18 protein-coding genes, 1 riboswitch and 1 other annotated feature are annotated in these 15,484 nt (G+C 47.6%); of the genes, 9 read left to right on the top strand and 9 right to left on the bottom strand.

The features are described 5' to 3' along the window. Nucleotides 1-21: 21 nt before the first annotated feature. From HP399_RS25415 to HP399_RS25395, 5 genes are all read left to right on the top strand, one after another. Nucleotides 22-705, top strand: coding sequence for a response regulator transcription factor (locus HP399_RS25415; protein WP_007722570.1), 684 nt, complete (start codon nucleotides 22-24; stop codon nucleotides 703-705). Continuing rightward, a complete protein-coding gene (locus HP399_RS25410) occupies nucleotides 702-2,198 on the top strand; it encodes a sensor histidine kinase (RefSeq protein ID WP_173621018.1) in 1,497 nt (498 codons plus the stop codon). Before HP399_RS25415 ends, HP399_RS25410 begins: the two co-directional genes overlap by 4 nt. Before the next feature lie 49 nt (nucleotides 2,199-2,247). Continuing rightward, nucleotides 2,248-2,489: a binding site (T-box leader), on the top strand. Between the two features lie 92 nt (nucleotides 2,490-2,581). After that, nucleotides 2,582-3,082, top strand: coding sequence for an Lrp/AsnC family transcriptional regulator (locus HP399_RS25405; RefSeq protein ID WP_007722565.1), 501 nt, complete (start codon nucleotides 2,582-2,584; stop codon nucleotides 3,080-3,082). Beyond that, on the top strand, nucleotides 3,079-4,257 hold the full coding sequence (locus HP399_RS25400) for an aminotransferase (protein ID WP_173621017.1): 1,179 nt from the start codon (nucleotides 3,079-3,081) through the stop codon (nucleotides 4,255-4,257). The genes HP399_RS25405 and HP399_RS25400 overlap by 4 nt, the downstream gene beginning before the upstream one ends. Nucleotides 4,258-4,632: 375 nt before the next feature. Next, a complete protein-coding gene (locus HP399_RS25395; RefSeq protein WP_173621016.1) occupies nucleotides 4,633-5,544 on the top strand; it encodes an aminoglycoside phosphotransferase family protein in 912 nt (303 codons plus the stop codon). Nucleotides 5,545-5,615: 71 nt separating this feature from the next. Here the strand turns inward: HP399_RS25395 and HP399_RS25390 are convergent, their stop codons facing one another. The 6 genes from HP399_RS25390 to HP399_RS25365 form a co-directional block, all read right to left on the bottom strand. Beyond that, on the bottom strand, nucleotides 5,616-6,671 hold the full coding sequence (locus HP399_RS25390; protein WP_173621015.1) for a TolC family protein: 1,056 nt from the start codon (nucleotides 6,669-6,671) through the stop codon (nucleotides 5,616-5,618). A 217-nt stretch (nucleotides 6,672-6,888) separates the two neighbouring features. Beyond that, on the bottom strand, nucleotides 6,889-7,035 hold the full coding sequence (locus tag HP399_RS25385) for a hypothetical protein (RefSeq protein ID WP_173621014.1): 147 nt from the start codon (nucleotides 7,033-7,035) through the stop codon (nucleotides 6,889-6,891). Then, nucleotides 7,028-7,219: a hypothetical protein gene (locus HP399_RS25380; RefSeq protein ID WP_173621013.1), complete on the bottom strand. Its 192-nt coding sequence runs from the start codon at nucleotides 7,217-7,219 to the stop codon at nucleotides 7,028-7,030. Before HP399_RS25380 ends, HP399_RS25385 begins: the two co-directional genes overlap by 8 nt. A gap of 151 nt (nucleotides 7,220-7,370) precedes the next feature. Then, on the bottom strand, nucleotides 7,371-8,234 hold the full coding sequence (locus HP399_RS25375; protein ID WP_173621012.1) for a hypothetical protein: 864 nt from the start codon (nucleotides 8,232-8,234) through the stop codon (nucleotides 7,371-7,373). A gap of 218 nt (nucleotides 8,235-8,452) precedes the next feature. Beyond that, on the bottom strand, nucleotides 8,453-9,901 hold the full coding sequence (locus HP399_RS25370; protein WP_173621011.1) for an amino acid permease: 1,449 nt from the start codon (nucleotides 9,899-9,901) through the stop codon (nucleotides 8,453-8,455). A gap of 113 nt (nucleotides 9,902-10,014) precedes the next feature. Then, nucleotides 10,015-10,200, bottom strand: a riboswitch (Lysine riboswitch). A gap of 84 nt (nucleotides 10,201-10,284) precedes the next feature. Further along, the gene (locus HP399_RS25365; protein WP_173621010.1) at nucleotides 10,285-10,779 is read right to left on the bottom strand and encodes a DinB family protein; all 495 of its coding nucleotides are present in this window, start codon (nucleotides 10,777-10,779) and stop codon (nucleotides 10,285-10,287) included. A gap of 168 nt (nucleotides 10,780-10,947) precedes the next feature. Here HP399_RS25365 and HP399_RS25360 point away from each other — a divergent pair, with 168 nt between their 5' ends. Both HP399_RS25360 and HP399_RS25355 read left to right on the top strand, forming a co-directional pair. Further along, a complete protein-coding gene (locus HP399_RS25360) occupies nucleotides 10,948-11,505 on the top strand; it encodes a CGNR zinc finger domain-containing protein (RefSeq protein WP_173621009.1) in 558 nt (185 codons plus the stop codon). Between the two features lie 105 nt (nucleotides 11,506-11,610). Continuing rightward, nucleotides 11,611-12,363 (top strand): alpha/beta fold hydrolase, encoded by a 753-nt coding sequence (locus tag HP399_RS25355; RefSeq protein WP_173621008.1) that lies wholly within the window; start codon nucleotides 11,611-11,613, stop codon nucleotides 12,361-12,363. Here HP399_RS25355 and HP399_RS25350 read toward each other — a convergent pair. The 3 genes from HP399_RS25350 to HP399_RS25340 all read right to left on the bottom strand — a co-directional run bounded on the left by HP399_RS25350 (nucleotide 12,341) and on the right by HP399_RS25340 (nucleotide 13,823). Further along, the gene (locus HP399_RS25350) at nucleotides 12,341-12,739 is read right to left on the bottom strand and encodes a hypothetical protein (protein ID WP_173621007.1); all 399 of its coding nucleotides are present in this window, start codon (nucleotides 12,737-12,739) and stop codon (nucleotides 12,341-12,343) included. The two genes, HP399_RS25355 and HP399_RS25350, sit on opposite strands and share 23 nt — an antisense overlap. 34 nt (nucleotides 12,740-12,773) lie before the next feature. Next, nucleotides 12,774-13,298 (bottom strand): ImmA/IrrE family metallo-endopeptidase, encoded by a 525-nt coding sequence (locus tag HP399_RS25345; RefSeq protein WP_173621006.1) that lies wholly within the window; start codon nucleotides 13,296-13,298, stop codon nucleotides 12,774-12,776. Between the two features lie 78 nt (nucleotides 13,299-13,376). Continuing rightward, the gene (locus HP399_RS25340; protein WP_048031497.1) at nucleotides 13,377-13,823 is read right to left on the bottom strand and encodes a helix-turn-helix domain-containing protein; all 447 of its coding nucleotides are present in this window, start codon (nucleotides 13,821-13,823) and stop codon (nucleotides 13,377-13,379) included. Nucleotides 13,824-14,003: 180 nt separating this feature from the next. On the opposite strand from HP399_RS25340, the gene HP399_RS25335 reads away from it, so the two are divergent. Together HP399_RS25335 and HP399_RS25330 are read left to right on the top strand one after the other, a co-directional pair. Continuing rightward, complete coding sequence (locus tag HP399_RS25335) at nucleotides 14,004-14,198, top strand: BhlA/UviB family holin-like peptide (RefSeq protein WP_017251979.1); 195 nt, start codon at nucleotides 14,004-14,006, stop codon at nucleotides 14,196-14,198. Nucleotides 14,199-14,438: 240 nt separating this feature from the next. Continuing rightward, nucleotides 14,439-15,416, top strand: a complete 978-nt coding sequence (locus HP399_RS25330) for a homoserine kinase (protein ID WP_173621005.1) — start codon at nucleotides 14,439-14,441, stop codon at nucleotides 15,414-15,416. Nucleotides 15,417-15,484: the final 68 nt, after the last annotated feature.

The raw sequence follows: 15,484 nt of genomic DNA, 5'->3' as shown, positions 1-15,484 counted from the left end.
AATAGAGGTGAGGTGAAAGAAATGAGCCTAAACAAAGGCATTAAAATATTGCTTGTCGATGATGAACCGACCATCCTGCAATTTTTGGAGATGGGTCTTGAAAATGAAGGTTTTCAAGTATTGACGGCACAAGATGGGATGACTGCCGTGACCATGGTAAAGGAGCATCAGCCCCATGTCGTCATTCTCGATGTGATGATGCCAGGCATGGACGGCTTCGAGGTATGCCGGATGTTGAAAAAGATACAGAATGTAGCAACGATCATGCTGACAGCCAGAGAAGACGTGGAGGATCGGGTAAAAGGGCTGACGCTTGGTGCCGATGATTATATGATCAAGCCGTTTAGCTTTGAGGAGCTACTTGCCCGTATTCATGCGCGCATTCGCAATCATTACCCACATCTGCTCTCCAAGGTACATCTCGGCCCCTTCCAGATCGATGACAGGCGAAAGGAAATTACCTACGAGGAAACGCTTCTAGAGCTATCGCCAACGGAATACTCTTTGCTGAAATATTTGGTGACGAATCACGGCTTGGTGCTGAGTAAACCAATGATTTTGGATAACGTGTGGGGCTATGATTTCGGTGGGGAGGAGAACATTGTCGAGGTGTATATTCGCTCCCTGCGTGACAAACTGAACGATCGTCAGCATCGAATCATTCGCACATTGCGCGGTGCGGGCTATCGGGTTGATTTTGTATGACGATGAATCGAAACAATCAATGGGCCGCCTTCCTAGAACCGAACTCTTTGCGTTATCAGCTTTTGTCACGTTCGTTATTTATCTTATCTGGGTTGCTGCTTCTAATCGGCATGATTCAATACTTATTGATGGAGCAGTTCTTGTTTCGCAGCAAAGCGGAAAGCTTGTTAAATCTGGCAGTTACCGTTCCTTATCAGGTCTTGGAAGATACGGAAACGCTCCCGAAATACGATCAGTATGTCAGCGCGTTGCTCTCCTTGCGTACACCTGATATCAAGTATGCCTTTATTGATAACGACGCCAATGTGACGGAGCTGTTTGCGAATCCGAGCGAAGGCTATTCCCCACGCTTTCCTGATAGTTTATACCGCGAGATCTTAGCTAGTGGCGTATGCACTTTTAAATATAAAATTTTGGAAGGTAGCACTGGGAAGGATTATTTAGTCGTGCTGGCACCTATCAAATCACCTGAACAGCTGCAAGGAATCGTACAACTGAGTACACCTGTCGGCTCGATGCGGGAAGTGCTATTTCCACAGCTGATCATTTTCTTCTCTGCATCTGCACTCGCCTTGCTAATTGGCTTGTTAACCTATGTGCCTGTGCTCCGCCGTACGCTGAACCCACTTTCTCGTATTGAGGTTACAGTTGAGCGGATTAATGCGGGTAATTTGGATGAACGACTGCCGATGGATCAAGGCCAAATGGAGATTGATCAATTATCGGCGGTCTTTAACGGAATGCTGGAGCGGTTGGAAACCTCCTTTAAAATCGAGCAAGAAGCTGGAGAACGGATGCGACGCTTTGTAGCAGACGCTTCGCACGAATTGCGAACACCGCTGACATCCATCCATGGTTTTTTGGAGGTGCTGCTACGCGGTGCGGCGGCAAATCCCGAACATTTGCAGAAAGCTTTGAAAAGCATGTACGGCGAGACAGAGCGGCTGAACAAACTGGTTAATGATTTGCTCTACCTGGCTCGGATGGATCGGGAACCGGCTTTTCTTTTGCAAGAAGGGCAGTTGGACGCGGTCGTGCACAGTATGGAATCGCAGCTCATGGTCCTGGCAGGTGACCGAAACGTTCATTTCCGCGTAGAACCGAATGTTACGGCTACTTTCGATTGTGACGGAATGAAGCAAGTTATTCTCAATCTGTTTCAAAATGCGGTGCAGCATACTGACCCTGTGAACGGTGAGATCGAGCTTACATTGAGCAAGATTGCCAATGGGATTGAACTGACGTTCAGAGATAATGGGGCAGGGATCGCACCGGAGCATGTCCCGCATGTATTCGACCGTTTCTATCGGATTGAATCCTCACGCGCACGCAAAAGCGGAGGTGCTGGCTTGGGGCTGTCGATCACCCAATCCATCGTAGAAAATCATCGTGGAAAAATTGACGTACAAAGCAGCTTGGGAACTGGGACCGTGTTTCGCGTCTGGTTGCCTAACGGTTTGAAAGAGGTCCAGAAGACAGAAGTTGTTGGTTGACAATGAGAGAAAACGTCATTTATAATCTGAGACATTCAATAAAACAACCAACACAGCCGTGAAAAGGAAAGTAAAAAAGGGATTTTGACGTCCAGAGAGTTGCCTGTTAGCTGAGAGGGCAGCCGCGAACTCTTTTTGAAAGCCACCTTGGAGCTCTGCTTTTGAAAATGCCAAGTAGAAAGCAGCGGATGGCCCACGTTATGGGGCGCATGTCTTTGTAGACAGCACGAGTTTGCCTTTTGTGAGAGAGGCAAAAAAGCTGAGTGGTAACGCGATACCTTCGCCTCAGCAATCAGATTCATGGAAATCATGAGTCTGGTTGCTGGGGCTTTTTGCATTATGAGGTTGTGTAAAAAATAAAGAGAAAACTGGAGTGGTGGGGCATGGATCGCTTGAAGCAAAGAGAGCTGTTACACCTGTTGGAAGAAGACAGTCGCATGAGCGCTGAGCAAATCGGAAAAATGATCGGGGAGCCGACTGAGGTCGTTGAACAGACGATTGCAGCATTGGAAGCTGAGAAGGTCATTGTCAAATATCCAGCGCTGGTGAACTGGGAGCGTGTGGACGATCATCCGTACGTGAACGCCATGATTGATGTGAAAGTGACGCCGAAGCGCGATGTCGGCTTTGATGAAGTGGCGGAGCGAATCTGCCGTTTCCCAGAAGTGAAGGCTGTTTACTTGATGTCTGGTGCAAGCTATGACTTGTCGATTATTTTGGAAGGCAAAACGATGAAAGAGGTAGCCACTTTTGTTTCGCAAAAGCTGTCCACTCTCGATTCCGTTGTCTCAACAGCTACACACTTTATTTTGAAACGTTACAAGCACGATGGCATTGAGCTGGAAGATCGTGACGAAGATCACAGGATGGTGGTTACGCCGTGAATACACAAGTCAAAGTCAAAAACCGTTTATCCAATACAGTTCAATCATTGAAGCCATCAGGCATTCGCCGCTTTTTCGATTTGGCAGCATCGATGGAGGGAGTCATTTCCTTAGGTGTAGGGGAGCCTGATTTCGTTACTCCTTGGCGCATGAGAGAAGCTTCGATTTCTTCGCTGGAGCGTGGACATACAGCTTATACATCCAATGCAGGTATGCTGCCATTGCGTGTGGAAATTCAGAAATACTTGGAAGAACGTTTTTCTGTCAGCTATCATCCAGAGACAGAAATTCTCGTGACGGTTGGTGCCAGCGAAGCGATTGATATCGCACTGCGTGCCATTCTCGATCCGGGTGATGAAGTGTTGGTTGTGGAACCTTGCTATGTCTCCTATGAACCAGTCATTCGCTTAGCTGGCGGGGTGCCGGTTTTCCTGAAAACAACGATGGAAAACCAGTTCAAGCTGACACCGCAAGAGCTGGAGACGCACATCACCGCGCGTACAAAAGCAATCATCTTCTGCTATCCAAATAACCCGACTGGGGGGACTATGACGGCAGAAGAGTGGAAAACGCTTTTGCCGATCATTGAAAAGCATGACCTCATGGTGATCTCCGATGAGATTTATGCGGAACTTACCTACGGTCGAATGCACGATAGTATCGCGGCTCTGCCAGGGATGAAAGATCGGACGATCCTGATCTCCGGTTTTTCCAAAGCATTCGCGATGACCGGCTGGCGTCTGGGATATGTCTGCGCGTCGCCTGATTTGCTCGCAGGCATGCTGAAAATCCATCAGTACACCATGTTGTGTGCACCGACAATGGCTCAGATGGCTGCATTGGAAGCTCTGCGTCATGGACGTTCTGATAAGGAAAGAATGATTGAGAGCTACCGTCAGCGCCGCAATTATGTGGTAGATGGATTCCGTCAAATCGGATTGACTTGCCACGAGCCGGACGGAGCATTCTACGCATTCCCGTCTGTAGCTTCTACAGGCCTCAGCTCTTCTGAGTTTGCAGAGAAGCTGCTGATGGAGGAAAAGGTAGCTGTCGTACCTGGAGATGTGTTCGGCGAAAGCGGACAGGGGCATATCCGTTGTTCTTATGCAACATCGATGGAGCAGTTGAAGAAGGCTCTAGAACGTATGGAGAGCTTGATGGGACGACTGTCATAACATTTTCCGGGAAATAAAGGGGGGCGGCTTTCGAAGCTGTCCCCTTTGTTGCGAAGTGGCTGTGGTGGGGAAGAAGCGCATTTCCAGTCTGCACTTCGGCCTACGCCCCGCAAGGGGGATTCACTGGCCGCTTCGGAAAAAATGGCGGGAGCGCTTCAAACGTAGAAGCCTCGGTGAAGTATTTCATAAGTGAAGCTGAAAACCCCCGCCATTTTTTCCGAAGCTGAGTTGTGCTCCAGAGGCGCTTGACTGGAAATGCGCTTCTTCTTACGCGGCTGTAGGAAGGGAACAGCTTGAAAACTGGTGTAAGAAGAATGATTGAAGGTAGGGCAAGAAGTTTTAAAGCCACAAGCCTTTTTAGGAGGAGATTCCTTAATGATTTCACTGCCAACCCATTTTACCCAAACAATTATGGGCGTACATAAAGAAGAGGGGTGTCTCTGGCTGGATTCCTTTCATGAGTTGATTGCCGATTGCGAAGAACGGTGGTCTCTAAAGGTGCTTGAGCCGTTTCCACTCTCCTATAACTTTGTCGCACCAGTTGTGTTGAAGGATGGGAGAAACGCAGTGCTGAAGCTGGGCGTGCCTGGACAGGATTGGCAAAGAGAGCTGGCAGCGATTCGGGCTTTTGCAGGGCGGGGAATGGTGCAGCTACTCGATGCTGACGAGGAAAAAGGGATCATGCTTTTGGAGCGCATCATGCCAGGGGAGACACTGGATATGCTGAGTAGTGAAGACGAGCGAATTCAATGCGTGGCGGACGTGATCAAAAGGATGCATACCCCCATTTCGAGAGTTGGCAAGCGTGCGTCTATGTTTCCGACGATAGCAGACTGGGCTGTGGGACTGGAAGAGATTCGCCCTCATTTCCAAGGGGGGACAGGACCGATTCCCGAGCAAATGGTGGAGTGGGCCATGCAATGGTACAAAAAACTTCTCTCCACACAAAAAGAACAGTGCCTGCTGCATGGTGATCTTCATCATGAAAATATTTTGCGCGCTGAGAGAGAGCCGTGGCTGGCTATTGATCCAAAAGGGCTGATCGGGGAGACGGAATACGAGGTGATTCCGTTTTTGCTGAACCATTTGCCAGAGGATGGGATAGAAGAAGTAATGAAACAGCGGGTCGATGGGCTGACGAAGGCGCTGTCTTTGCAAAAAGAGAGAGTGTTGGCGTGGGCGTATTGCCACAGTGTGCTATCGGCTTGGTGGTTCATAGAGGATTTTGGTGTAGACGGTGGTCGTCTGGTAATGCCGGGAGTTTTTGAGAGGCTAATAAATGAGTAAAGGCTTCACCCTGTGGGATGAAGCCTTCTTTATTTTAAATGAATAAATGAGATCCTTCGTTATACGAAATATTAATAGCCAGTTGACTGATTCAAGGTGGTAGCAGCGAGATTGTATTGATAAACCGATTCGATTGCTTTTGTTTCGGAGTCAAACAGGTTTGCTTCGTCTTCCATCAGTTCTTTCATCGATGCTTTTCCTAATCTATATTGATCGATTGTTGCCTGATAGCGCTCCAATGCGGTTTCTTTCTTCGTTGTACTTTCCTCTAAAGTCTTTTTTGCTGCCAGTATCTTCGTATAGTTGTCACTTACTTCTTGGCCGACTTTCTTTTGTGTCTTTTGTTTTTGCAGTTCCGCTTTTTTGTGCTCGTTTTTTGCGATTGTACCTTTATGTGTACTGAGTGCGGAATACTCTGCCGTGTAATCAATTCTTACTTGGGCAAAGTCTATTTCTGCTTGTGCCTTGATCATCTCAGGACGTTTTTCAAAAGCTTTTGCTTGCAATTGCTCCAGGGAAAGTAGCTCATGCTGGGTCAGATCAGTAGCGGTCATTTTCCATTGTCTGTCCGCTTTTTCATTCAATAAATCGTTGAGCTTGGCCAATGCTTGTTTGTAGCTGGTTTCAAGGGCAGCAAGATTTTTATGAGCTTCTGTTTCTTGGGAGTCCAACCAGTACTGTCTTTGCAAGCTTTTCTTCTGCGCTTTGATTTTTGCGTCTAATGACTGGACTTCGAAGAATGCTTTTTGCACTTGCAATTGTATGGTGTTTTTTTGCGTATTCAGGGCGACTTCATCGACAACTACTTCTTTGACCGCTTTGGCTGCGTCTTCGAATTTCTTTTTTGCATCAGCCAGAGTCATGATGTCGGCTTTTTTGATTTCTTCTTTTTCTCTCAGTGTGATGGATGTCTCGTACTTCGTAATATCTAAATCAAGCCGAAGCACCTCCAGATCAACGCTGTTCTTTATTGCCTGTTCGACTGCGAAATCTAGCGACAAAAGGGAAACATCCGTCTGTTCAGCAGTGGCCACGAGTGGTGCGGCCAGAGCCATATGGGCGCCACCTGTGAGGAGAGAAGTGACTAATGTTGTGCTGTAAATGTGTTTGAAGAGCCTGGATTTCATGGGGCAACCTCCTGATCATATATGCAAGAATTTGATAACGATTCTCATTATCAAATCCATGAAAAGTATATATTTCCAATAGAATTTCGTCAATAAGAAAATGTTTTTTCATCATGTTCTTGGTCAGAAATCCAAAAGGAATCCCCTTCAGGAAAAAGGCAAAGTGAGCATCTGCCTGTTTCCCCAAAGGGGATTTGTTCTTCGTGATGGGAAAGAACTATTCTTTGTCCCTGTTTTCTTTTTTTGCCGCAGCCGTCTTTGCAGTTTGGTCCAATGTCCCTTCCTTTGGTGTAAGGGAATAACCATGCATATTGCTTCCGTTATAACCCATGTCCGGCTTTTCCTTTGAGATGCGATCAGTCATTTGCGTCCCCCTTATTTTGCCCAGTGGGTGTAGAGTCTTGCTGCACATACGGATTGTCGATGTCATTTGGTTCCTTGTCTAGATTGGTACGGATTGCGATTATTGGGCTATTCGGAGGTTGAGCGATTAGTCTGTCATCCAGTTGTTTGAAATCAGGCAGGTCGTTTTCGCGAGTGTCATCCATGTTCGTCTCCTCCTTTACGGGTTAGTATGTCCACCATCTGCCTGCCAATTTCCTTAACTGGAAAAGGAAAGAGACTGGTACTACACACGAAAAAACAGCCCCAGTCCCAGGAAAAGTTCGGGCGGAGGCTGTGGCGATCATCTTTGTGCAGTTAACTCGTTTTCTTGGCTAGGATCTTCATAAAAGAGGCAAGATTCGTTTGTAGCAATGGTGTGAAGGTAGAAAAGGAAGTATTTTCAGTGAGTGTAGTCATTTGACGAACAAATTCAGTGGCGTCCTTTGTATTTACATTCTCAAAGTGGTTAGCGATTTTTGTATTTTTTAAATCGGAGAGAAGCGTAGCTTGTTCGTTTCGGTATTGTGCGATCCAGTCTGGACGATGTTGCAGCTTTTTGACGAATTGAATCAGCGTGCTTACTTTCTCTGTTTGATTGGTTGTGGCCGCTTGCATTTTTTTGTAGGCTTCTGGGTCATACCGCTCCATCAGCGTGGACGGATTAACATAGTCGTTCGGCGCCCCATGTGGTTTTTGCGGAAGCTCTACGTAGCTGGCACTGCCAGTTGCAGGGTCAACCTTTCGTGTTTTGGCGACTCCAGCAAGCAGCTGGAGGGTATCCAAAAATTCAGCAGCATTTTTTTCATCACCCATGTATTGGTCTGCCAAATATTTACCTTGGGTTAAACCGACTTCTACCAAAGCAGTTCTTTCTTCATCCGTGTAGGTGGATTGGGAGTTGAAAAAATTTTGCTCCAGGATGTGGTCAAAGGCTTTGCGAGCCTCGGGTGGTTTATCTGCGAAAATTTTATCCAAACGCTCATTAATCTCTGTGCTAAAGAAAAATTGGACGCTGTGATGTTCGATGGCATCAGCAGGTAGCTCGCGTGCCTTGTGTGAACGAAGGTCTACAGTATCGGGCTTGGGCAATCCCAGACTAGTTCCTGTCACCATTTTGGGTGCAGGTTGGTTAGTTGGAAGCTGGGGGGGTAGGTAGCGGGTATTCGATTGGATTTGCATGTTCTACTCTCCTCACATGGATTCATGTTCAGTCGTGATGGCAGGAGATCTGGTTACCTTTTATCAGATGACTGGTATGAGTTGTGAGAACGGAAGGAAACGGATCTCAATTGCTTCTTGCCTATACTATCGGCTGTTTTTGGTCCATTTTTAATATGCTGGCAAAGATGAAAAAGGACTCCCGTTCAGATAACGGAAGTCCGTATTTTTTTCTTCGATTACTTCGTGTATTCATCCATGCTGAAGTCTACTTGTTCAAGCGGGACGAGCTTGGTCTTTTTGGTGATTTTATAAGCGAGCCAAATGATTAAGAAGAGTGGCAGGCCAATGTAAGAGACCAGGACGCCATACCAGTCAATCATTCCACCCACGAATGCGGAGTAGTTTTGCCCCAAAATAACGATACAGCAAATGATGAAGGCAAAAATCGGTCCAAACGGGAACCATTTTGCCCGATAAGGCAATTCGCTTAAGTCACGACCCTGAGCGATAAACGCTTTGCGGAAACGATAGTGACTAATGGCAATTCCCAGCCAAGCGATGAAGCCTGACATACCGGAAGCATTCAAAAGCCATACATACACTTCGCCTTCCCCAAACAGAGAGGACAGAAAAGCAAGGGCGCCAATGAGCGCAGTCAAGATCAAGGCATTGATCGGTACGCCGTTACTTGTTACTTTCGCGAACCATTTTGGTGCGTTTCCTTCTTTCGCCAAGTTCCATAGCATGCGTGTAGAGGCGTACATACCAGAGTTACCAGCAGACAATACAGACGTGAGAATAACGGCATTCATGACAGATGCTGCAAAAGCAAATCCGGCATTTTCAAATACAATCGTAAACGGACTGATCGCAATATCCGTAAGGTCGCCACTGATCAGATTTGGATTATCGTATGGAACCAACAACCCGATGATCAAAATAGCGAGGATGTAGAAAAGCAAGATGCGCCAAAAAATTTGACGGATGGCCTTCGGAATGTTGCGGGCAGGGTCTTCGCTCTCCCCAGCTGCGACACCAACGAGCTCTGTCCCTTGGAAAGAGAATCCGGCAATCATAAAGACACCGAGCAGGGCCATGAAGCCGCCATTGAATGGCGCGTCGCCTTTGGTGAAGTTTTGGAAGCCGACTGCTTGACCGCCCATAATGCCAAAAATCATCAACACACCCACAATAATAAAGATGATGACCGTTATTACTTTAATCAAGGCGAACCAATATTCTGATTCTCCATAGGCTTTCACAGACAGGAGATTCAAGGCAAACAGCAATCCGAGGAACAAAGCGCTCCACAATATCGCTGGGGTATCCGGGAACCAATATTTCATAATAAGTGCCGAAGCTGACAGCTCGACGGCAATGGTAATCGCCCAGTTGTACCAGTAGTTCCAGCCGAGAGCAAAGCCGAGAGATGGATCGACGAACCGTGTGGCATACGTCGAAAACGAACCGGAAACAGGCATGAAGGCCGCCATTTCCCCCAAGCTGGTCATTAAAAAGTAAACCATGATACTAATGGCGAGATAGGCGACTAAAGCTCCACCAGGTCCAGCGGAATGGATCGAGCCTCCACTCGCGAGAAACAATCCCGTCCCAATCGAGCCGCCGATGGCGATCATCGTCAGGTGTCGGGCTTTTAAACCACGTTGCAATTGATTTTGTGACATAAGCTGCTTGCACGACCTTTCTTGATTTTTGAGAAGGAAGGTCGGAAATTAAAAAACCGCCATAGCCAAAAAAATGGCATAGGGCGGTATCATCCAATCCCCACCAAGCCTTCACTGAAGATAGCTCACCACGTTTGCTTGGCATGCAAACGTGACAGTTCTGCCTCTTTCGAGTACAGCCCCAACCCAATCGCACAGAGACGCGATATGAGCTTCGGCGGATTTTCCTTACCTGGAGTCATTGATTTTCTCTGAATCTCGTACAGGATGATATAAAAGCCGCGACCTCTATCCCCACCGTGAAAGATGAGGATAACATGTATGAAATTATGTGATTTAACAACTATAAAGGATTGTTCGGGATTAATCAATGTGAAATTTTGTTATTCAAATGAACGTCTGGCAGGCCAGGAGCCTTGCAGCTTGCGAATTTGGACGATTTGTCCCGTATGAAACGCATCATGCAAGACAAGACTCATTACGGCCTGGTAAATGGGTTTATAGGTAGCCATCTGGTTTAACTCTTCATCCGTCAGCAAGGAAAGCTTTTCATGAATGTGGTGATGGACGCTTTCCATTCGCAAGAGGGTAGCTTGCCAAGCGTCTTCGTCATCTGGACCACCGGATGGGGTGAAGGTATCATCGTTCGTCACAGCGGAGCCAGGAAATTCGGTGCCCAAAAGACGATGCAACAGGCGTTCTTTGTAATAAAGCAGGTGGCTGACGTTTTCCCAGATTGTGTTGGCTGCTTCTCCCACAGGGCGCCAGCATGCCTCCGCTACTGATACTCCGGCAAGCGCTTCTTTTAAGGGTGGATACCAGTCTTCCTTGTCATAGGCACATTCCCAACCGTGCAAAAGCAATTCCTTCCGATTCATACGCTTCCTCCTCGTCTGTGAAACAGATTGATGAAACGCTATAATAGCTGTAAGAAATGATTGTGTAACCAGTTAATTCAATTACGATAGTTACAAATAAAGACTACCATATCCTGTATGGTCATACAAGAGAGAAAAATGAAGGGTTTCGTCAGGAGAGTTGATGACATGGACTGGCTTTGTATCGATTTTTTAAATAGTGATTGGCGGGATTGGCGCGGTTCTGGTCGTGGGGAAAATCGTCTGGAGAAAGAGGAATGGCTGTCATCCTTTTTGCAGACATACAAGCTAACCGCACCGCTGCCGATGAATGAGGCGTGTGCCGCGTCTCTTTTGCAATTGCGGGAGCGTTTGAGACGTATGCTAGAGGCCGTAATCCGTGGAGACCGATTCCAAGAGGAGGACCTTGTGGAATTGAACAAAGTGTTGGCTCTCGCTCCTTTTCATACGCAGGTGTTGTATGTAGATGAGGAGGGCGGCTACAGGCAAAAGCAATCCAGCCAAGCAGAGGGATGGTCACTCGTCATGGCACAAATTGCAGCTTCTTTCGCGGAGTTGCTTGCCCCACAGCATCTGGAGCGAATCAAAATATGTGACAACGAGGATTGCCGCTGGGTGTTTTATGATGAAAGCCGCAACCGGGTGCGCCGCTGGTGTGATGACAAAATGTGCGGAAACCTGATGAAGGTGCGCCGTTTTCGTGAGCGGCAGAAGGAAAAAGGTTAATGGAGCCTTAACCAAAGACCGTCGGGATTTTGTCTCTGACGGTTTTTTCTATGTTTGAGACATAATAAGTAGCATATACATGGGAACGGAAACGAGGTGGGTAGGATGAGTCAAGCGCGCAAAAAATGGTTTCAGGCACTCGTATTGGTGACACTTGGGGCGATTTGTCTGGCTATATGGTATTTGCAGCCATATCAGCCCGATCAGGCAGCGTTAACGGCCATGCAAGGCGGTGAGGGGATTACGGTCATGGATACGAATGACTGGATTATTTTCCAAGGCGGGGAGTCACGCGAACCGGGACTCATCTTATATCCGGGAGCACTTGTCAAACCGGAGAGCTATGCACCGATTGCCCGTGCTTTGGCAGGCTCCGGCTACCATGTTTTTCTCGCACGAATGCCGCTGAATTTGGCTGTAAGTGATATGACGCGAGCCACACAAGTATTGAAGGCGTACCCGAATAAAACGTTTGTCATCGGAGGACATTCGCTTGGTGGTACTATGGCAGCTCAATTCGCAGCAAACCACCCGGACCGAATCAACGGCGTGTTTTTACTGGGAGCGTATCCGAATAGTCAGGGGAACTTGAAGAAGGTGAATTTGCCTGTGCTGTCTTTGCTCGGGTCTCGCGATGGAGTGATCAATATGGAAAGGTTTATGGAGAGCAAGCAATATTTGCCCGATCGTACTGTGTACATGTCCATAGAAGGGGGGAATCACTCCCAGTTCGGAAGCTATGGATCGCAGGAGGGCGACCAGCCTGCTGCCATTACCCCGCAGGAGCAGTGGCAGCAAACAGTGGCAGCAATCAAGGATTGGCTGCTTAATGAGGTTACGATGATGAACGTGGAATAATACCAGATACAACACCTGTAATGCGAATGTTTTCCGAGGGGAGTAGCATGGGGGTGTCTTGCTCGCGTGTGGTTGTAAACAGACATTCCAATGGATTGACGTCTGCTGCGATGCGCACAAGAAACTGCCCCTCCTGTCGGATCAACACAGGTCTGTCTTTTACAGGCTCCATCGAAAAGTCTGCGATCAAGAGAGCATCTCCGGGAAAAATACCGAGACCACGAAGGCCATCATCTCGCATGATGAGAGCAAAGCGGGCCACGTGATAGCTGGCTACCTGCAAGGAGGGTAACAGCGACAGCTCCTCGTCTTGGTCCAAGGCGAGATCAAAAAAATGAGTCGTGTATGCATCTCCGGCAATAAAGACTCGTTTCATCAGGTATCGCCTCCTTCATAACTAGCGTCTTAATTTATCCATAGACGGGAAAGCCTTTGGCATACAGTCGGCTCAGTATGCGCTCAAAACGGGCGCGAGCAAGAGGCATCGGCACCTGAAAGCGCTGAGCCAACATAGCCGGAGCGTTGTATCGCGAGCAATCGGCAAGCAGGGGGCTCATCATGTAGATGGGGAGCAGCAAATGCTCGGCAAAATGATTCGCCTGCGATTCTTGCCAGTCAATCATCCATTCGCTGCTTTGGGGCTGAATGCCTTCATGAAGGAGCAAATGTCCAAGCTCATGCGCGATTTTAACCCGCTGGGTAGCTGGATCGAGTCGCTCGTCCACCGCAATGACATAACGTCCCGGAGAAAAGGGATGCGCGTGTGCACGACTCCTGCCGCAAATGCGATGGATCTCGATGCCGTACGTTTCGCACAGCAGATGCAGATCGATTTGTTCGGGCTGGTCGATGCCGTGATGCTGAAGCAACAAGTACACGCGACTCTCGAGCCATGTTTGCGGTTCGCAGATTTCTTTCAAAAGGGAGTGAAGCATCAAGGACCTCCTAAATGAATGGTGAGGAACGTACGTTCTGCTTTGTGCTGAAAAGAAAACCCCGCACTGGGGTTATTTTTATTTTTTTTTGATGTCTTCCGTGATGTCAAACAAAGACGGAGGTCGTTCCTCGCGTACTTTACGGACTTTCCACTGTTTCTTCAAGTCGTACCAGTAGCGGCGAATTTCTTTTTTCTCCTCTTCTGAAGCGTCCAGATACCCGTCTAGGAAATAGTAGTCGTCTGGGTCATCGATCTTTTCCTGCAAGAGCTCGTCCAACGAACGTTGATTTGTCTGCTCAGTTGCGGGGAGGATATAGGCTGTGACTTCATCTGTGCGGCCCAACAACCAATCGGTTGTGACGTCCAGCACATCAGCCAATTGCCGTAGCATGTCATTCGGTGGTGTGCTGTGGTTGTTCTCGTAGTTACTGATCGTCCCCTTGGTCGTGCAGACATGCTCTGCCAACTCTTCCTGGGTCAGACCTTTTGTCTTACGAGCTGTGCGTAAGCGCTGAGATAGCATGAGCGTGCCAGTCCTTCCTATGAGGATGTACAAATTTATTGTACTAAATGAGAGGGAAAAAGAAAAGTATGGATATTAATTTTGTTTTCAACGAATTATGTACAAGCCTTTTGTACAAAATACAGATAAGGACGGTGCAGGAACACTCGTTCTGTACAGTGACAAAAGGGGAGATCAAACATGGAAGATCAAGTAACAACCGTATTACTTCAGCAAGGGCCATTTGCTGCTTTGTTTGTCTGGTTGTTGTTTTATATTATGAAAGCAAATCGCGAGCGCGAGGGGCGCTTACAAGACTTGTTGGACAAATACAGCGACAAATATGATCTGATCCTCGAGGAATTGCGCGAGATCAAAGGAAAAGTGAAGAAATAACGCTTTTTGACATCAAACCTTCTGATGAGCGTGACGAATACGAATACGAATCCATTACTTATGTTGCCCGATTCCTTGAAGAGCTTATTCAGCAAGGGGGGACAAATCGTTGCAGCCTGTACCAGACCTTGATCGGCCTTTAGCCCTTCAAGGTCCTTTTTTACTTGCAGTGTCCTTTTCCCCAATCACACGTCTTCCATAATAACTTACTAATACTTAGCAAAAAGGAGCAGCATGACTATGCATTTACCCGTCGTCTACTCAACCATCTGTGAAAAAGCATTACAGAAAGTACTTCAGGAAGCATATCCAACCGAACAAATACAAACGGTACACTACATGCTTCGAGGCATGAACGATACGTACCTCGTGGAGACAATCGATCAAAAACGAATATTCAGGCTGTATCGCAGTGATTGGCGAACAGAGGAAGCAGCAGTCGCGTTCGAGATGGAGCTGTTGCTTCATTTGAACAGACAAGGAGTATCGGTTTCTGTGCCAATTGCGGACGGCTCAGGAAAGCATGTCTTGAGACTGCAAGCAGCAGAAGGCAATCGCTTTGGCACGCTGTTCACTTATGCCTGTGGCAAGGAGCAAGAGATCGATAGCGAGGAACTGAGCGCACGGTTTGGCAGAACCGTTGCTGAGTTGCATGTCAAAGCAGAAGGTTTTTCCACACAACAAGCTCGCGAGGTGTGGGATGCCAAGACGTTGATTCATCGCCCGTTAGCGATCATCGAGGCACGTCTGCAGCATCGGAAGGAGGATTTTCAATTTCTCCAAAAGCTGGCGATTGAGCTGGAAGCCAAGCTGAACGAGCATATCCGTGCGGGACTAGACTGGGGGATTTGCCACGGAGACCTTCAAGGGAATTTTAATACGAATTTTTGCGAGGACAACACCTGTACCCACTTTGATTTCGACCTGTGCGGATATGGCTGGCGGGCGTATGATCTAGCCGCTTTCAAGCTGAGCCGAATATTGATCGAAGAAGATGACGAACTGGTGGAATCGCTATGGAGTGCTTTCCTAAAAGGATATACCGAGGTTCGTCCCTTATCTGGAAACGATCAGGCTGCGGTGTCGCTTATGACAGGCATTCGCCAATTGTGGCTAATGGGGCTGTGCATGCATGATCCTCATATCATGGGTAGTAGCGAATCGGATGATGCTTTTGTGAATGAGAAGATGGAGTTTTTCAAAAAATTTTTCGCGTAAACGAGAAGTATTTTGCAAAGCGTTGTCAGAAAAACATGCGACCCGAAGTCAATGATAGGTAAGCCATA

Source organism: Brevibacillus sp. DP1.3A (genome assembly GCF_013284245.2).
Taxonomy (GTDB): Bacteria; Bacillota; Bacilli; order Brevibacillales; family Brevibacillaceae; genus Brevibacillus.
This window is presented reverse-complemented; position numbering and strand designations above follow the sequence as displayed.